A 17541-nucleotide genomic window follows, 5' to 3' on the forward strand; every position below is an offset into this window, starting at 1 on the left:
CAACCCAGAGGGCCGGGCCTGTTTTAGCGCGATACTGCGTTTCTCGACACTCATTTGGAACAACCAAACTTCGTGTCTCGTGCCTTGCCTCGCGCTAAAACAGGCTCCGGCGCGACCGCGAACGAAACGGCAACAGACCCTAGCGTCTGGCTGGATTGGTGGCTTGCGCTTACTGCTGCGCAGCTGATCAGTTGGCCGACACCACCGCCCGCCAGTGCGGCAGTCACCCGCGAGGATCTACTGGACGGCGCTGTTTGGCGTGCCCTGAGCCACGGCGAAGCGCTGTTTGAGAAACTCGATCAACGCACTGACCCGTCGCGGCAGGTACTGGCGATTGGGGTAGAGCGCATGCAGGCTGCGGCCTTCGGGCTGCCAGTCACTCATCAGGGCGAGCAGTGCGCCACTGGCCAGTTCGTCCTCTATCAGGGCGCGGGGGACGAGGCCCAGGCCCTGATCCCTGAGCAGCGCCTGGATCAACAGCAGGCTGTTATCCACGGTCAGCGGGCCGCGTACCCGCACGCTGTGCACCTGTTCGCCTGCGTTGAACACCCAGGTGGCCGCCTCGCTACCACGGCTGTAAACCAGGCACGGGTGCTGGCTCAAATCCTCCGGGTGGTGAGGCGTGCCATGTTTGGCAAGGTAGGCGGGGCTGGCCACCAGCACGCGGGGCAGGGGCATCACCATGGTGGCAATCAGGCTTGAGTCGAGCAGTTCGGCACTGCCGCGCAGGGCCAGGTCGATGCCGTCGCGCACCAGATCTACTGCCTGGTCGCTCAGGCGCATTTCCAGATGCAGGTTCGCATGTTGCTGCTGGAATTCCAGCAGCGCCGGGCCCAGCAATTTCAGGGTCAGGGAGATCGGCGCCGACACCACCAGGCGGCCGGCCACCTGGTCGCGTTCAAGCTGGTCTTCCAGGGCCTGGGTTTCCTGCTCGATACGCAGGCAGTAGTCATAGAACGTCTGGCCGGCTTCGGTCAGTTGCAGGCTGCGGGTGCTGCGCTGCAGCAGCCGCTGCTGGGTCCACTGCTCCAGTTGGCGCACGTATTTGCTGACGGTGGCGTTGGCGTAGCCCAGCTCTTCGGCAGCGGCTGAAAAACTGCCGCGTTTCACCACGCGTACGAAGCAGTGCATGGCCTGCAACCTGTCCATCAATCGGCTCTCCCTTGGCCTGATTATTCACGAGACGCGAAAAATGCTTTCGCACCTTGGCCGTTTTTTCACCCTGGCCCACTCCGTAACCTGTGCTCGAACCTTTTTTACGGAGTCTGATCCATGAAACACCTGATGCTTGGTCTGGGCTTGGCCCTGAGTCTCAATGGTCTGGCCCAGGCGGCCCAGACTGAACAGGTCGGCAAGAGCCCCTGGGGTAGCCAGGACGAAATCGGCGCGCTGAACCGTATCACCCCCGAGTCGGTCCTCAAAGTGGTGCAGCGCATCAGCAGCGGCAAGGTCTATGACCTCAGCGTCGAATACTTCGTCGGCATGCCCAGCTACTACTTCCTCGGCCAACCGCGCTATCAGATCTGGAACGTGCACACCCCACAGGGCACCATCGTTGACGACCCCAATGGCCTGGGCAAGGAGAAGAACAGCCAGATCAGCTACTCCGGTTCGGCCATCTCCATGTACGTGCACACCGGTACCCATATCGACGCGCTGTCTCACTTCGGCCTCAACGGCAAGATCTTCAACGGCTATTCGGCCGCCGACAACCTGGGTGATCGCGGCTGGCACAAGGCCGGGGTGGAGAAGTATCCGCCGATCATCGCCCGCGGCGTGCTGCTGGATGTGGCCCGCTACAAGGGCGTCGAGGTGCTGCCCGAGTCCTATGGCATCAGCGTCGAGGACCTGCGCAACACCGCCCGAACCCAGGGCGTGACCCTGGAAAGCGGCGACGTGGTGATGGTGCGCACCGGGCGCATGCAGTGGTTCCGCGAGGCCGAGCGCTATATGCACAACACTCCGGGGCTGACCCGCGAAGCCGCCGACTTTCTCGCCGATGCCGGTGCGGTGGTGATCGGGGTGGACAACATCAGCACCGACGTGTGGCCGTCCCAGGAGAAGGACAACTGGATTCCGGTGCACAGCTCCATGCTGTCGATCAAGGGCGTGCCGATCATGCAGAACGTCAACCTGGAAAGCCTGGCCGCCGATCAGGTCTACCAGTTCGCCTGGTTTGGCACGCCGCTGCGGCTCAAGGGCGCCGATGGCTCACCGATGCGCCCGATTGCCCTGCCGATCCAGTGAAGGCCAGCAGGCCAGCCTGTAACAGGCTGGCCTGGATGGGCGATGACTCAGTACTGCTCGGCTGCCAGGCTATCCGGGGCAGCGGACCAGATGCGGTAGCGCACCTGCACATCGGCCGGGGCGTAGATCACCAGCGGCAGCTTGCTGTTGTAACGCACCAGCAGGGGTTCGCCGCCCACCGGGACAAACGCCTGCTTGCGGCTGTTGTCGGGGCAGGCCATCAGGGTGCTTATCGCCGGGCCGACCTGACCCAGCTCGTAGTAGTTGTAGCCCCAGCCTTCAACGGTTTTCTCCTGCCACTGGCCGCCGAGGCGCTGCTGGTTGCAGTCCACCTCCAGGGTTTTGCCGGCGATCAGTTCGACCTTGTGCTCGGCCTCATTGGCCTGCGCCGGCAGCTCGATCACATGGCGGTGATAGCCTTCGGCGGCTGCCGGGTAAGGCTTGAGTGATTCCGGGGTGGCGGCGCAAGCGGTCAGGGGCAGGGCGCAGGCGAGAACGAACAGGGGCAGTTTCGGCGAGGTCATAAAAAGTCCTTGGTTTGTGGGCCTTGTGGGCCGTCCGTTGAGCACTGCATGGGTTGAGCAGTGGTGCCGGGTTGGCAGCGCAGCCAACTGACTGTTGCGCAGAGGTGAAGTTCCTCGGCCAGGCAAATCCCCCCGGCTACTGGGGGGCGAGCCCATTGTCGTCAGCTGCGGACACCTGCCGCACCGCGCGCATCAGGCCGTCAGTCAGCGTCCGTGAGCGGCTGTGCGGCGACCACGTAGCGTTTGCCGCCACTGCGTTTGGCCACATACATGGCTTCATCGGCGCAGCGCACCAGCTGCAGCTCCGTCTGGCCGTGGCCGGGGTACAGCGCGATCCCCAGGCTTGGCGCACTTATCAAGCGGTGCCCATCCAGCAGGTAGGGCGCGCTGAGGGCGACAATCATCTTCTCGGCCACCAGGGTGGCATCTTCCTGGCGGCCGATGTTGTCGACGATCACCGCGAACTCGTCGCCGCCCAACCGGCCCACCGTGTCGGACTCACGCACACACTGGCGCAGGCGCCGCGCGACTTCCTGCAGCAGCAGGTCGCCGGTGGTGTGGCCGAAGGTATCGTTGATCTGCTTGAAGTGATCCATGTCGAGATACAGCACCGCCAGCTGTAAGGCGTCTCTTTTTGCCCGCTGCAGCGCACTGCGCAAGCGGTCAAGGAACAGCGTGCGGTTGGGCAGCTCGGTCAGTTGGTCGTACTGTGCAAGAAACTCCAGGCGAGTGTGCGTGCGCTTGCGCTCTATGGCCGCTGCCAGCTGGCTCGCCACAAATTGCAGCAGCGCCTTGTCCTGTTCGGTGTAACGCACGCCCCCGGAGTAGTGCTGCAGCACCAGCGCGCCGAGGGTCTGGGTGCCTGAAATCAGCGGCGCACCCAGCCAGTCGAGAGCATGCTGATTGATTGCTTCAGGGGTTAGCAACAGCGCTTCAGCGCGGCGGATAACCTCGCCATGGGCGGTGGTGGTGCTCGGCGGCATGGGTGACGGCGACGGGGTTGAGGGATCAACGTGATAGGCAACGCTCAGCTGGTCATTCGCTGCGTCGTATAACGCGACAGAAAAGTGCGTGGCGGGCAGCAACGACCCCAGCACCTCGTGCACTCGACTATAGAGCTTGTGCAGATCGCCAACCGCGTGAGCCGCTTCCGATACCGCATACAGCGCCGCCTGCATCGCTTCGGCACGCTTGCGCGCAGTGATATCCCGCGCCACCCCGACCCGTACTTGCTCGGCCTCAAGCCATTGGGCAGACCACATGATGTGCACGATGTGGCCGTCTTTATGGATATAACGGTTTTCATGATCGTGCGAGGGTTGGCCCGAATTGATGCGCTGTACCAGCGCCCGGCTGGCGTCGCGGTCGTCCGGGTGCATCAATTCAAAGGCAGTGCGGCCAAGCATTTCGTCGGGCCGATAACCGAAAACCCGCTCGCAGGCCGCGCTGACGGACAGAAAGCGGCCGTCCTTATCCACTACGCAGACAACGTCCAGCAGCAGATCCAGTAGCTTGTCGTGGGGCGGGTGGCGATTTGATGTCATGGCGCTGAATATACTGCCCTGTCTGCGCGGTTCGCTAGCGCTATGGCTGTTCCTGGCGCGTGAGTTAGCGGTCATCGGCGTTTTGTGTGTGGCTCGCTTCAGCGTGCGGTTTGTGTACGGCAGCACAGGCATGCTGCGCTCAATGCACGATCAGGCGCTCGCGTACCAGCGTCTGCGCTTGCTGGGCCAGCTGGTCGAGCAGGCGGTCGCGCTGTTTCTCCGCGTCGCTCATGGCCCGCTTGCCGTGCTGCTTGAGCAGGTAGGCGTGAATCTGCCGGACTTCCGTGGACTGGAAGATCGGCGCGAGGTCCTGCACCGCCAGCATGCCGTTCGCGCTGTAGTTGCGGGTGCCCATCAGCACCTGCGGCCCGCGCGCGGCCAGCACCTGAAAGCCCATGGCCTCGAAGGTCGCGACCTTGCCTGCCACGCACGCCAGTTCGGCATGCGGGTGACGAGCAACCATCTGTTGCAGCATGGCGCGGGCAATCCCGTGCCGACGCTGGCTGGCCTGCACAGCCATATAAGCCAGGGTGCAGGCGTCGGGAGCATCCTTGGTCGGCAGGTACAGGGCAAAGCCCAGCACCTGGGACGGGTCCTGATCACTCAGGGCGAGAATCAACCGCGCGCTGCTGGCGATGGCACTGTCCATGGCCTGCAGGTACAGGTGCATCTCGTAGCCAATCACGTACTGGTACAGCTGGTAGAGCGGGTTGCTGGGCGTCAGTGACACCGGGCTGATGTCGCTGAGGTAGTCCACCACCATCTGCAGCACCTGGCTGTTCAGTGATTCGGGTGGTGGGGTGTCCAGGTGTACAAGGGTGAACATCGTCAGTCTGGCTCCGGGGCATGCGCGATTGGGCGGTCGGCGTGGGCGGCATTGTAACGCCTGCGGGATCGATCCTTGCTGCGCGTCACCTGGCAGGAGCTGAACGGCGCTGGCTTGGCTTGGGCTATGATGCGCGCCCGGCAAAGCCGCTCACCCATCATCAGGTCACCATGTCCGTTAATGCCCTCTATACCGACCTGTCTGATTATTACGACCTGATGTGCGCGGATATCGACTACCAGGCGCAAAGCCACTGTATCCACCGGCTGCAGCAGCTGTTTGGCAACGCCGGCAGCCGCCACCTCGATCTGGCCTGTGGCACGGGACCGCATGTGCGGCACCTTATCGATGCTGGCTATATCAGCAGCGGGCTCGACATTAACCAACCGATGCTGGACAAGGCCGCCGTACGCTGCCCGCAGGCGCACTTTGCCTTGCAGGACATGTGCGGTTTCACCGTGAGTGAGCCGCTGGACCTGATCACCTGCTTCCTCTATTCCATTCATTACAGCGGCGGTATCGAACGGCTGAAAGCCTGCATCGCCAGTGCCCATGCGGCGCTCGCAGTCGATGGGCTGTTCTGCTTTAACGTGGTCGACAAGGGCAAAATCGACAACAGCCTGTTTGCCGCGCACAGCGCCCACTACGCTGATGGCCACTTCACCTTCAGTTCCGGCTGGCATTACGCCGGCGAAGGCGAGACGCAGGTCTTGCGCCTGCGCATTGAAAAGGCCACCGCCGAGCACACCCTGGTGTGGCACGACGAGCATCCAATGGTGGCGGTGGGCTTTGTTGAGTTGCAGGCGCTGTTGCAGCCGTACTTTGACGTGCATGTGTTTGAGCATGACTACCAGAAACTTATCCCGTGGGATGGGCTTTCGGGGAATGCGATTTTTGCCTGCGTAAAGATTTAGCGGGTTGATCCACAGCGCCGGTGGGCAAGCTTTGCGTTGCCCATCCCACAAAGCCGAAGGCTTATATAACGAGGGCTACTCGGCCTGACGGTAGTACGCATCCCATAGTTTGTTACGGAATTTATTGGTTGGGTCTACGCGCTTTTTCAAGGCGAAAAATTCTTTGGCGCGAGGGTAGGCTGCGAGAAATTGTTCGCGGCTGGCGTGGATTTGATAGGGCAGGTAGTAGCTGCCTTGATGGGCAATGACCAGGTCGATCAGTTGTCGCGTCCAGTCAGTGACAATGGCGCGTTCACTGGGTGAAACGCCTTGGCGGTAGTAGAGCACCAGGGCGAAAGTGTCGCCGCGCGCCCAGGCCAGCAAGGTGCCAGGGTCGGCTTTGGCATGGCGGATGGAGATGTTGGCGACTTTGACCTTGTGCTGTTTAAGCACATCCTTCATCCCCATTACAAAGCGCTGCAGTTGGGCTTCGGGGACGAAATACTCCTGTAGTACATAGCTGTAGTCGGATCCGGAAATGGGTTGCAGCTCGCGCACATCCAGGCTTGCTTTGTGGTTGCGCCATTGCACCTGGGGGCTGTTGAGCAGCAGCGGGTCGACCAGGTTTTCACGCATTTTCGCGCCGCCCTTGCTGCTGGCCACTGCCAGCGCGGCACGCTTTGCTTTGTAGTCGCGGTCGGTCGGCACCAGGCGTTCTGCGACTGTCAGCGGTGCATCCGTACGAAGGTAGGACACCGCACGGACACTGTCGTAATCGTCGGTATAAAGGATGCCGTTATGCATCACCATATCCGGGTTGCCGCGTACCTGAGTGGCGAAGAACTGCGCATATTCGCTCAATGGCATCAGTTGCGTTTGGCGTACCAACTTGCTGTTCTCCACCAGCGGCAGGGTGGCTTCAACGATAACGCCGAGCCCGCCATAGCCGCCGATAGCGCCATAGAACAGTTCGCTGTTGTGCGTCGGGCTGGCTTCCACCACTTGGCCGTCGGCCAGCACCAGGCGCAATGAGCGCACCCCGAGTACTAGCGGACCCTGGCCGACATAGCGGCCATGGGCGTTGACGCTGAGGGCGCCGCCAACGGTGAAATTGGCGTAGGACTGCATGATCTGTGGTGAAAGGCCGTGGGGGTCGATGTAGTCGAGCACTTCGCGCCAGGTGATACCGGCCTGCACACGAATTTCCCGGCGCTCTGCGGAAAACTCCAGCACTCGATTGAAGCGCCGCATGTCGACTTGTAGTGCGTGTTCGGTGGCGGTCTGCCCACCCATGCTGAAGCGCCCGCCGCCAATGGCAATGGGACCAGGATGCCCGCGCACTGCCTCGACGACTTGCTCCAACTCAGTTGGCGCCAGTACCTGCGCCACCTCGATGGGATTCATGCCGCTGATGTCGTTGACGGTTTGGGCGGCGTGTGCGGACTGGCAGAGGAGCAAGATAAGGATGGGGGCTATGCGCATGGAGCTTCCTTGTTCGCGGTAGATAAACGAATAATCTGAGCAGCTTAGAGTTTCGCTTAGGTGCTCAAATAGACGTTATCAAGGGTGGGTTGTCCTCTATTGTTCCTTAGCCAATCCTGCGAGTGCTAATTGAATATGTAGGAAAGCTTGACCACGGTGCTCTTGTTTAGCCTTGCGTACATACACTGCTTCGGTTTTGTTCTCTGGTAATGCTTGGATCGCTGCGCTTCGGCCCCCAGATGAGGAGTTTTGTCTCGTCTGTGTGTTTGCGGGTTGAAAAGCAAAAGCGTTGTCAGTGGTGGTCGCCAGCGGTGGTGTTGGTCATCAAGGTGGACAAGCTTCGCGTTGTCCACCCTACAAGGCAGCCGCCGTGGCGCAGGCCGTTGGTGTTCAGGCCAGCTCTGGCGTGCGGTTTACCTGCAGCGCTCGCTGCAGCTTCAGCACCAAGGCATCGACCTGACTCAGGGCTTGAGCCACCGACTCGGCCAGCAGTTCCCCGCCGACTTCCTGACCCTCGATGGCGATCTGGTGCACCTGGGTAATGCCGATAAAACCGAGTGCGGTGATCAGGTTGGGTTCCAGGTGGTTCATATGCGCCATCTCGCCCCCCACGCCAAAGCCGATACCGCCTCGGGCCGAGAGGATCACCGCATGCCGTGGCCGGTCGGCCAGCAGCGGCACGTAAGGGTCGAGCGGATTGCCTTCATTGATATCCACGGTTCTGCCGGCACGCACGATCTGGTCGATCCACGCCTTGAGCGCGGCCGGCATGCCGAAGTTGTAGAGCGGCGCGCCGATCAGCAGCACATCTGCCGCCAGCAGCTCATCGACCAGCAGGTCGCTCTCGGCCAGGGTTTCCTGCATCCACGGCTCACGCTGCTCGGCCGGAGTAAAGGCGGCGGCGATCCAGTCATGGCTGATAAATGACGGTGGGTTCTGGCCGATGTCGCGGTAGGTGAGGCTGTCCTGCCCACGCCTGGCCAGCCACTGGCTGACAAAGCGCTGAGTGAGGTTGCGGCTGTGCGAGCCGTGTTGATCCTTGCCGGCGAGGCCGGGGCGGGCGCTGGCGTCCAGGTGCAGGATATGTGGCATGTCGAGTCTCCTTTCGAAGTTGAATTCATCTGTTATTCGCAGCAGACTCAGGCTAAGCCCAGCTAAAGCGGGCGACAAACGACGATTATTTTCAGGTATGGATGAGGGAGATTCATCTATGGCGCAGCGCTGGTTACCTTCGCTTTCTGCCTTGCGCGCCTTTGAAGCGGCTGCGCGCCACCAGAGCGCCAAGCAGGCGGCCGAAGAACTCTCGGTAACGGCCACGGCGATCAGCCATCAGATTCGCGCCCTGGAAGAGTCGCTCGGGGTCGCGCTATTTCTGCGCAAGCCGCGCCAGCTGGAACTGACCGCCCAGGGGCGCGAGCTGCAGCAGGTGCTGGAAAGTGCCTTCGACAGCATCAGCGCCACGGCGATGCGCCTTAGCGCGGTTCCCTGTCGCCAGGCTATAACACTCAGCACCACGCCTGCCGTGGCGGTGCGCTGGCTGCTGTCCTGGGTGTGCATGCTGCGCGACGCCCATCCGGATATCGACCTGCGCATCCACGCCTCGCATGAGCCGGTGGCGCTGGATGGCGTTACCGCGGATATCGCCATCCGTTATGGCGACGGCCGCTGGCCGGGGCTGGTGGCGGAGAAGCTGTTCGACAACAGCTTTATCCCTGCCTGCAGCCCGCATCTCGGCTTGCACGATGCCGCCGAGCTGCCCAAGCACTCACTGATTCACTTCCGCAATCAAGCTGTGGTTTCTTCGCCGATCGATTGGGCCGCGTGGCAGAAGCAGGCCAAGGTGCCGGGGCTGGATATCAGCGCCGGGCTGGTGTTCTCCGACGAGACCCACGCCGTCTCGGCCGCCATCGGCGCGCAGGGAGTGGCGCTGATGAGCCGGCAACTGATTGAGGATGAGCTGAGGGAAGGGCGGCTGGTACAGCCCTTCGGCCCGGAGCTGGAAGGCAAGCCGTTCTTTCTGGTGTACCCGGAAAGCCGTAAGCACGATCCGACCATTCGGGCGGTGCGGGATTGGGTGATGGCGGTGCCGGGGGGGCTGTGTACGCTGTAGCCCTGTCGGGTGAATGACGCTTTATGCATCCGCCGTTGCGGCGGTTATCCGGGTTACTCGCGGCCAAATCGAGGCGATTTGGCCGGGAGACGATATAACTCGGACGCCAGCCAGCAATAAGCACACACTGGCCTTTCGTCCTCTATGGAATCGGGCAATTCGCCAGAGCATTTCATAAGGCGACGCATTGGAGTCACGCACATGAGTATTTCCAAGCTGCTGTTTACCGGCATCCTGCTTTCCACCCTGGGCCTGAGTGGTTGCTCGAATATGTCCCATCAGGACAAGACCACCGCTGGCGGTGCAGTGATTGGTGGCGCAGCCGGTCACCTGTTATGCGGTGGTGTGCTGTGCACTGGCGTCGGGGCTGCCGTAGGCGGGGTGATTGGTCACGAAGTTGGCAAGGACGATAAGAAAAAGAAATAACGCGAGCCGCGTGATGGCCGTGAGGCTTTCTGCGTGAATCCGTCGCTTATGTATTGTCTGCTCGAACGGTTCCGCCCTTACGGCGGTTCACTTTTGGCAGACGCCCCAAAAGTAAGCAAAAAGCCTTGCCCCTTTCATCCGGGTCTCGCTGCGCTCGACTTCCCTCGTTCCATCATTGCTCCAGGGGCCCGCCGCGAAGGGCCATCCCCGGCCCATCGCGGCTCTCGCGGCATCCATGCCGCTCAACCCCTTACGCAACGATTCCGCTCGGCCTGCTGATGGGGCGTTTGGCGTCGTCTGGGAGATTGTTGACGCAAACCAGCGCGGCGTAGGATGGGTGGAGCAGAGCGATACCCATGCGGTTGGGTAATGGCCTGGTTGATGGGTATCGCTGCGCTCAACCCATCCTACGAATGTCCGCCGAACCTGTAGGGGCGGCCTTGCCCGCGATGCTTCTGCTGTTGCTCTGCTTTTGCCTTTCGCTCTGCCTTCCACAAATCGCCCAAACAACGCGGTCCCCGAATCCCGTCAGGAGGCCGGAGCGAGTAAAGAGAAAGTCACTCGCCGTAAGGGCGAAACTCGTAATAGCGGTTAACGGAAAGTCGTGTCCCCGATTGTTTTTCGGAGCGTGGGGACGGTCAAATCGCGCACGCGAAAAAAAGCCGGCTGATTGGGCCGGCTTTCTTTCTGGCAGCAGTTCCGATGTAGTCATGCGGGGTTCTCGATCAGACAGTCGGAGTTACCTTAGGCGACGCGGCTTTCGATCAGACGGTCAGAGCCACCTTCGGCGACGCGGCTTTCGATCAGACGGTCAGAACCACCTTCGGCAACGCGATTCTCGATCAGACGGTCAGAACCACCTTCGGCAACGCGGTTTTCGATCAGGCGGTCAGAGCCACCTTCGGCAACGCGGTTTTCGATCAGACGGTCAGAGCCACCTTCGGCGACGCGGTTGTCGATCAGGCGGTCAGAGCCACCTTCGGCGACGCGGCTTTCGATCAGACGGTCAGAACCACCTTCGGCAACGCGGTTGTCGATCAGGCGGTCGGAACCACCTTCAGCGACCACTGGTTGAGCAGAGGAAGCAGCAAAAACGTTGGCTGCCAGTACAGAGAAAGCAAAGCTGAGGATGAGTTGGCGTTTCATGATGGTGTGCTCCGGGGTGTTATTGGTTGATGGAGCAGATGGTACGCCCGAGGTTTTTTAAGAGAACTTCATTGAGCTGATGGTAAACATCGATGCCGATAATGGTTTATCTCAGGTGTCTAGTGTCAGCGTGATAGTCCAGCCTCGCCAACGGCCGTCGGCACGCAGCTTTGTGATGGGTATCGCTGCGCTCAACCCATCCTCCAAATCTACGGATACCAGTCGGTTCTGTAGGAGCGCCCCACGGCCGCGATGCTTTTGCGTTCACGCTCTGCTTTTGCTGTTCGCTCTGTCCTCCACAAATCGCCTAGGCAACGCGGTCCCTGAATCCCGTCAGGAGGCCGAGTGGAGGTGCTGTGGAGAGGGGCGTTTGGCATGGATGCCAAACGAGGAACGATGGGCCAGGGATGGCCCACCGTGACGACCCTCGGAACAGTGCCGGAGCGAGGGAAGTTGAGCGTAGCGAAACCCGGATGTGGGGTGTGCTTTCTCTTTGGTTACTTTCTCTTTGCACAAGCAAAGAGAAAGTAACTCGGCGTAAGGCCGAAACCAGTAAAAGCGGGCGACGGAGAAAATAAATATGCCCTCTTTTCTGCTTCACCTGCAGCGTTCCCACGCAGAGCGCAGGAACGATCAAAATCAACTTTCTTGAAGTTCTAGTTGAATAGATTCAAGAGACTCTGAGCTGATGGTGGTCACACAAGAGAAGGCTTTTGTCTGCAGTTCGTTCAGAGAATTATGAAGGGCCTGGCAACGCTTGAGATTAAGTGAGGCGTAGTTACGGCGCTTTAATGTCTTTAGGTTCAGATTTGCAATGAAAATTGAAGACATGACGCTGGACATGGCTGCACTAATCGCAACGCCCGAATCACCGCGGATTGCATGCCAGCCATTTTCGAATGCAAAGATGCCAAAGCCCATGAGTCGAATGGATATGTCGGCAATCTCGAAAGTGTAGTCTGTGGCTGTTTGGAGTAAGTCCAGAGAGTCCTTACTAAGTTTTGACTTCTCCTGCGGGTCATTACATTTGTCTCTTTCGACGCGAAGACGAATGACTTTTTCAAAATCTTTTGCGTCAGCTTCGAACAGGAATTTGAGTCTTGGCTCGAGCTCTTCTCTGACGGTTTTTGAAATGAATTCGAAGTCTTTGTGGTTGGTGGCACGCTCCCGTTTTCGAAGGCTTATATCGCAAACCGTAGTAATCATTTTTGCAGAAAGAAGCCCAAGCAATGCTGCTGCACTGCCGGAGCCAGGGGAGGCCCGGCCGGCACCAAAATCATTCAGGAGCTGGTTGGTTGGACGTTCAAGTAGTGAGCCGTCCGCATGAGCTAGTTCGTGCTGTTGCATAGTACGTGACCTCAAAAAAGCCCCGCACTAGGCGGGGCTTTTGATCTTGCTGATCGCTACCCCAAACATCCATTTCAGGTAAAGCGCTCTTAATCTCTCAGTGAGTGACTGGAATCAATCCCAGCTCAACGCTCCACCCGTCTGATACTCAATAACCCGCGTCTCGAAGAAGTTCTTCTCTTTCTTCAGGTCCATGATTTCCGACATCCATGGGAACGGGTTAGATGTACCTGGGTACTCTTCCTTCAAACCAATCTGGGTCAGACGACGGTTGGCGATAAATTTGAGGTAGTCCTCCATCATCGCTGCGTTCATGCCCAGTACGCCGCGCGGCATGGTGTCGCGTGCGTATTCGATTTCCAGTTGGGTGCCCTGGAGAATCATCTGGGTGGCTTCGTCTTTGAGCTGGGCATCCCACAGGTGCGGGTTTTCGATCTTGATCTGGTTGATCACGTCGATGCCGAAGTTCAAGTGCATGGACTCGTCACGCAGGATGTACTGGAACTGCTCGGCCACGCCGGTCATCTTGTTGCGGCGACCCATGGAGAGGATCTGGGTGAAGCCGCAATAGAAGAAGATGCCTTCCAGTACGCAGTAGTAGGCGATCAGGTTGCGCAGCAGTTCTTTGTCGGTCTCGACCGTGCCGGTGTTGAAGGTCGGGTCGGAGATCGAGCGGGTGTACTTGAGGCCCCAGCTGGCTTTCTTCGCGACCGATGGAATCTCGTGGTACATGTTGAAGATCGCGCCTTCATCCATGCCCAGCGATTCGATGCAGTACTGGTAGGCATGGGTGTGGATCGCCTCTTCGAAGGTCTGGCGCAGGATGTACTGGCGGCACTCCGGGTTGGTGATCAGGCGGTACACGGCCAGGGCGAGGTTGTTGGCAACCAGGCTGTCGGCGGTGGAGAAGAAGCCGAGGTTGCGCATGACGATGCGGCGCTCGTCGTCGGTCAGGCCGTCCGGGGTTTTCCACAACGCGATGTCCGCGTTCATGTTCACTTCCTGCGGCATCCAGTGGTTGGCGCAACCATCCAGATACTTCTGCCAAGCCCAGTCGTACTTGAAGGGTACGAGCTGGTTGAGGTCGGCGCGGCAGTTGATCATGCGTTTTTCGTCGACGGCTACACGGGCGGCTGTGCCTTCCAGCTCGGCCAGGCCTTCGGCGATGTCGAGTTGGTCGAGCGAGGCTTTGGCGCGAGCGACAGCGGCGCTGTCATCGCTGGCCACGGCGCGGGCTTCAACAGCAGCGGCACCGCCAACCTGGTCGAGTTTGTCGATGCTCATGTCTGCCATGTGGGCAGCGGCTTTGTTGGCTACTACGGCGTCGGCGCCGTCTTCCTTGTCAAATTCATCCCAGCTCAGCATGGCTTGGCTCCTGCTTGCGGGCCGGTGAAATAACCGACCTGTGTGGATATACAGTCTTTATTGTGTTCCGTTGCGTACAGCGCGCAAGGGCAAAACGGGTACCGCTGGTCGGGGTGGCTCTAGTGATTGGCCGTTACCCCGAAGCCCGCGCCGGGTAGGGCGGGGGGTGGTAATAAGTGGGGAGGGCGGTGTTGTCTAGCCCTCTCCCGATACAGCTGTGTTGCTTGTGCTCTTTGCTCGACGTTCAAGCGTGTAGCTGAGTGAGTAGTCGCAAGGCACCTGCTGGAGTGGAGCCCCTGAGCGTACGCATGTACGTGATGGGGGCCACTCCGGCAGGTAACGCCGCGAATTCCGCTCAGATCCGCGCGTTGCCGAACACTATTGGCAGGCTTCGCAGTCTGGTTCGTCGATCGCACAAGCCTTTGGTACTGGAGCTGGGCCTGCGCTCATTTCCACTTCCGGGGCCTTGGCCGGTGCTGCGCTCAGGCCATCGTTGCCACCACTGGACACGGCGTTGAGCTTGCCGGTGTTGATGGTGGACTTCTCGGTGCTGGTCGCGGCCAGGGCACGGAGGTAGTAGGTGGTTTTCAGGCCACGGTACCAAGCCATGCGGTAGGTCACGTCGAGCTTCTTACCGGAAGCGCCGGCGATGTACAGGTTCAGCGACTGTGCCTGGTCGATCCACTTTTGGCGACGGCTGGCGGCATCGACGATCCACTTGGTGTCGACTTCGAATGCGGTGGCGTAGAGGTCTTTCAGCTCTTGCGGGATGCGCTCGATCTGCTGCACGGAACCGTCGTAGTACTTCAGGTCGTTGATCATTACCGAGTCCCACAGGCCGCGGGCTTTGAGGTCGCGCACCAGGTACGGGTTGATCACGGTGAATTCGCCGGACAGGTTCGATTTCACATAGAGGTTCTGGTAGGTCGGTTCGATCGACTGCGACACGCCGGTGATGTTGGCGATGGTCGCGGTCGGGGCGATGGCCATGATGTTCGAGTTGCGGATGCCTTTCTGTACACGGGCACGTACTGGCGCCCAGTCCAGGGTTTCGTTGAGGTCAACGTCGATGTACTTCTGGCCGCGCTGCTCGATCAGGATCTGCTGCGAGTCGAGCGGCAGGATGCCCTTGCTCCACAGCGAACCGTCGAAGGTGGAGTAGCTGCCGCGCTCGTCGGCCAAGTCACAGGAAGCCTGGATGGCGTAGTAGCTGACCGCTTCCATCGACTTGTCGGCAAATTCCACGGCGGCGTCGGAGCCGTACGGGATGTGCTGCAGGTACAGGGCGTCCTGGAAGCCCATGATGCCGAGGCCCACTGGACGGTGCTTGAAGTTGGAGTTCTTCGCCTGCGGCACGCTGTAGTAGTTGATGTCGATAACGTTATCGAGCATGCGCACAGCGACCTTGATGGTCTTTTCCAGCTTGGCGGTGTCCAGCTTGCCGTCGACGATGTGGTTCGGCAGGTTCACGGAACCCAGGTTGCACACGGCGATTTCGTCGGCGTTGGTGTTCAGGGTGATCTCGGTGCACAGGTTCGAGCTGTGCACCACGCCCACGTGCTGCTGCGGGCTGCGCAGGTTGCATGGGTCCTTGAAGGTCAGCCATGGGTGGCCGGTTTCGAACAGCATGCTGAGCATCTTGCGCCACAGGTCTTTGGCCTGGATGGTCTTGAACAGCTTGATCTTGCCGCCGTACTGGGTCAGGGCTTCGTAGTACTCGTAGCGCTCTTCGAAGGCTTTACCGGTGAGGTCGTGCAGGTCCGGCACTTCGCTCGGGCTGAACAGGGTCCACTGGCCATCGTCGAACACGCGCTTCATGAACAGGTCCGGGATCCAGTTGGCGGTGTTCATGTCGTGGGTGCGGCGACGGTCGTCACCGGTGTTCTTGCGCAGCTCGATGAACTCTTCGATGTCCATGTGCCAGGTTTCCAGGTAGGCACAGACTGCGCCTTTGCGCTTGCCGCCCTGGTTAACTGCAACAGCGGTGTCGTTGACCACTTTAAGGAAGGGGACGACGCCTTGCGACTTGCCGTTGGTGCCCTTGATGTAGGCACCCAGCGAGCGCACAGGAGTCCAGTCGTTGCCCAGGCCGCCGGCAAATTTGGACAGCATGGCGTTGTCGTGGATGGCGCCGTAGATGCCCGACAGATCATCCGGCACGGTGGTCAGGTAGCACGACGACAGCTGCGGACGCAGGGTGCCGGCGTTGAACAGGGTCGGCGTCGAGGCCATGTAGTCGAAGCTTGAGAGCAGGTTGTAGAACTCGATGGCGCGGTCTTCTTTCTGCTTCTCTTCAATCGCCAGGCCCATGGCCACACGCATGAAGAACACTTGCGGCAGTTCGAAGCGGGTGCCGTCCTTGTGGATGAAGTAGCGGTCGTAGAGGGTCTGCAGGCCCAGGTAGGTGAACTGCTGATCGCGCTCGTGGTTGATCGCCTTGCCGAGTTTTTCCAGGTCGAAGCTGGCCAGCACCGGGTTGAGCAGTTCGAACTCGATACCCTTGGCGATGTAAGCCGGCAGCGCCTTGGCGTACAGCTCGCTCATTTCGTGGTGGGTGGCGCTGGTGGCGACACCGAGGAAGCCCAGGCCTTCGGCGCGGATGTTGTCCATCAGCAGGCGGGCAGTGACGTAGCTGTAGTTCGGCTCACGCTCAACCAGGGTGCGCGCGGTCATCACCAGGGCGGTGCTGACGTCGCTTTGTGCTACGCCGTCGTAGAGGTTCTTCAGGGTTTCTTTCTGGATCAGCTCGCCATCGACTTCGGCCAGGCCTTCGCAGGCTTCGGTGACGATGGTGTTGAGGCGGCCCATGTCCAGCGGCGCAACGCTGCCGTCGGTGTGGGTAACACGAATGCTTGGGTGTGGCTGGGCAACTTCACCGGCGCTAGCGTTCTTGCGCTTATTGGCCTGGGCTTCGCGGTAGATCACGTAGTCGCGGGCGACTTTTTGCTCGCCGGCGCGCATCAGGGCCAGTTCGACCTGGTCCTGGATTTCCTCGATATGGATGGTACCGCCGGACGGCATGCGGCGCTTGAAGGTGGCGGTGACCTGCTCGGTCAGGCGCTCGACAGTTTCATGGATACGCGACGAAGCGGCTGCGGTGCCGCCTTCAACTGCGAGAAAGGCCTTGGTGATGGCAACGGTGATCTTGTCATCGGTGTAGGGCACCACGGTGCCGTTACGCTTGATCACACGCAGTTGACCCGGCGCGGTGGCGTTCAGGCTCTGGTTGTCATCGGTGGCCTGCGGCGCATTGGCCTGCGGGTTCTCGCGGGAGGTGTCGGTGTGCATGAAGATCTCCATGTTCTGTATTTGTTAGATGGACGCTTTAACTGTCGATCACTGCAAAGAACGCTTGTTCATTCCATTTCATCAATGCCATGGGCACAGCCTGAGGCTGGGCACACGGGGACTTGCAAATTGGGCAGGGAAGGTACGACTAAAGCGCCCTCCTGGCTCAAAAGTCACACGTCAAGGCGTTTTTGCGCCTCAACTACTACATCTAGTGGTGCAACCGCGTGTGCGGTTGGCGCTTTATTCTTTTTCAGGCGCGCCGAGCGCTGCGCTGAAGTGCGGCCTGCTGCGGTAGAGCAGGCGTATAGCAAAGGTCTTTCAGGCGACCGGTGACGGGCTG

Annotated in this window: 14 protein-coding genes; 4 read left to right on the forward strand and 10 right to left on the reverse strand. The window is 60.2% G+C overall.

Translation table 11 applies throughout. From position 1 onward, the window contains the following. Positions 1–237: 237 nt before the first annotated feature. Entirely contained in the window at positions 238–1149 is a 912-nt protein-coding gene (locus ACIN8IBEIGE_RS04170; RefSeq protein ID WP_160013548.1) for a LysR family transcriptional regulator, read from the reverse strand. 123 nt (positions 1150–1272) lie between these two features. Here ACIN8IBEIGE_RS04170 and ACIN8IBEIGE_RS04175 point away from each other — a divergent pair, with 123 nt between their 5' ends. Continuing rightward, a complete protein-coding gene (locus tag ACIN8IBEIGE_RS04175; protein ID WP_160013549.1) occupies positions 1273–2247 on the forward strand; it encodes a cyclase family protein in 975 nt (324 codons plus the stop codon). A gap of 47 nt (positions 2248–2294) precedes the next feature. Here ACIN8IBEIGE_RS04175 and eco read toward each other — a convergent pair whose 3' ends face one another. The 3 genes from eco to ACIN8IBEIGE_RS04190 all read right to left on the reverse strand — a co-directional run bounded on the left by eco (position 2295) and on the right by ACIN8IBEIGE_RS04190 (position 5141). Further along, entirely contained in the window at positions 2295–2771 is a 477-nt protein-coding gene (gene eco, locus ACIN8IBEIGE_RS04180; RefSeq protein ID WP_160013550.1) for a serine protease inhibitor ecotin, read from the reverse strand. Between the two features lie 200 nt (positions 2772–2971). Beyond that, positions 2972–4315 (reverse strand): sensor domain-containing diguanylate cyclase, encoded by a 1344-nt coding sequence (locus tag ACIN8IBEIGE_RS04185; protein WP_160013551.1) that lies wholly within the window; start codon positions 4313–4315, stop codon positions 2972–2974. Positions 4316–4454: 139 nt separating this feature from the next. Further along, the gene (locus ACIN8IBEIGE_RS04190) at positions 4455–5141 is read right to left on the reverse strand and encodes a GNAT family N-acetyltransferase (RefSeq protein WP_160013552.1); all 687 of its coding nucleotides are present in this window, start codon (positions 5139–5141) and stop codon (positions 4455–4457) included. A 170-nt stretch (positions 5142–5311) separates the two neighbouring features. Between ACIN8IBEIGE_RS04190 and ACIN8IBEIGE_RS04195 the strand changes: the two genes are divergently transcribed. Beyond that, entirely contained in the window at positions 5312–6055 is a 744-nt protein-coding gene (locus ACIN8IBEIGE_RS04195) for a class I SAM-dependent methyltransferase (protein ID WP_160013553.1), read from the forward strand. A gap of 75 nt (positions 6056–6130) precedes the next feature. Here the strand turns inward: ACIN8IBEIGE_RS04195 and ACIN8IBEIGE_RS04200 are convergent, their stop codons facing one another. Continuing rightward, positions 6131–7516 (reverse strand): FAD-binding oxidoreductase, encoded by a 1386-nt coding sequence (locus ACIN8IBEIGE_RS04200; RefSeq protein ID WP_160013554.1) that lies wholly within the window; start codon positions 7514–7516, stop codon positions 6131–6133. A gap of 390 nt (positions 7517–7906) precedes the next feature. Further along, positions 7907–8608, reverse strand: coding sequence for an FMN-dependent NADH-azoreductase (locus ACIN8IBEIGE_RS04205; RefSeq protein WP_160013555.1), 702 nt, complete (start codon positions 8606–8608; stop codon positions 7907–7909). 118 nt (positions 8609–8726) lie between these two features. Between ACIN8IBEIGE_RS04205 and ACIN8IBEIGE_RS04210 the strand changes: the two genes are divergently transcribed. Together ACIN8IBEIGE_RS04210 and ACIN8IBEIGE_RS04215 are read left to right on the forward strand one after the other, a co-directional pair. Beyond that, positions 8727–9626 carry a LysR substrate-binding domain-containing protein gene (locus ACIN8IBEIGE_RS04210; protein WP_160013556.1) on the forward strand — a complete coding sequence of 300 codons (900 nt, stop codon included), beginning with the start codon at positions 8727–8729 and terminating at the stop codon, positions 9624–9626. A 201-nt stretch (positions 9627–9827) separates the two neighbouring features. Then, positions 9828–10052 (forward strand): osmotically-inducible lipoprotein B, encoded by a 225-nt coding sequence (locus ACIN8IBEIGE_RS04215; protein ID WP_160013557.1) that lies wholly within the window; start codon positions 9828–9830, stop codon positions 10050–10052. Between the two features lie 744 nt (positions 10053–10796). On the opposite strand, the gene ACIN8IBEIGE_RS04220 is transcribed toward ACIN8IBEIGE_RS04215, so the two are convergent. The 4 genes from ACIN8IBEIGE_RS04220 to ACIN8IBEIGE_RS04235 form a co-directional block, all read right to left on the reverse strand. After that, on the reverse strand, positions 10797–11198 hold the full coding sequence (locus ACIN8IBEIGE_RS04220; RefSeq protein WP_160013558.1) for a hypothetical protein: 402 nt from the start codon (positions 11196–11198) through the stop codon (positions 10797–10799). A 639-nt stretch (positions 11199–11837) separates the two neighbouring features. Next, positions 11838–12545, reverse strand: a complete 708-nt coding sequence (locus ACIN8IBEIGE_RS04225; protein WP_160013559.1) for a cyclodeaminase/cyclohydrolase family protein — start codon at positions 12543–12545, stop codon at positions 11838–11840. Between the two features lie 114 nt (positions 12546–12659). Next, the gene (locus ACIN8IBEIGE_RS04230; RefSeq protein WP_160013560.1) at positions 12660–13910 is read right to left on the reverse strand and encodes a ribonucleotide-diphosphate reductase subunit beta; all 1251 of its coding nucleotides are present in this window, start codon (positions 13908–13910) and stop codon (positions 12660–12662) included. 378 nt (positions 13911–14288) lie between these two features. Beyond that, positions 14289–17198 (reverse strand): ribonucleoside-diphosphate reductase subunit alpha, encoded by a 2910-nt coding sequence (locus ACIN8IBEIGE_RS04235; RefSeq protein ID WP_160013561.1) that lies wholly within the window; start codon positions 17196–17198, stop codon positions 14289–14291. Positions 17199–17541: the final 343 nt, after the last annotated feature.

Origin of the sequence: Pseudomonas sp. 8BK (genome assembly GCF_902506475.1) — a bacterium.
Lineage (GTDB): Bacteria > Pseudomonadota > Gammaproteobacteria > Pseudomonadales > Pseudomonadaceae > Aquipseudomonas > Aquipseudomonas anguilliseptica.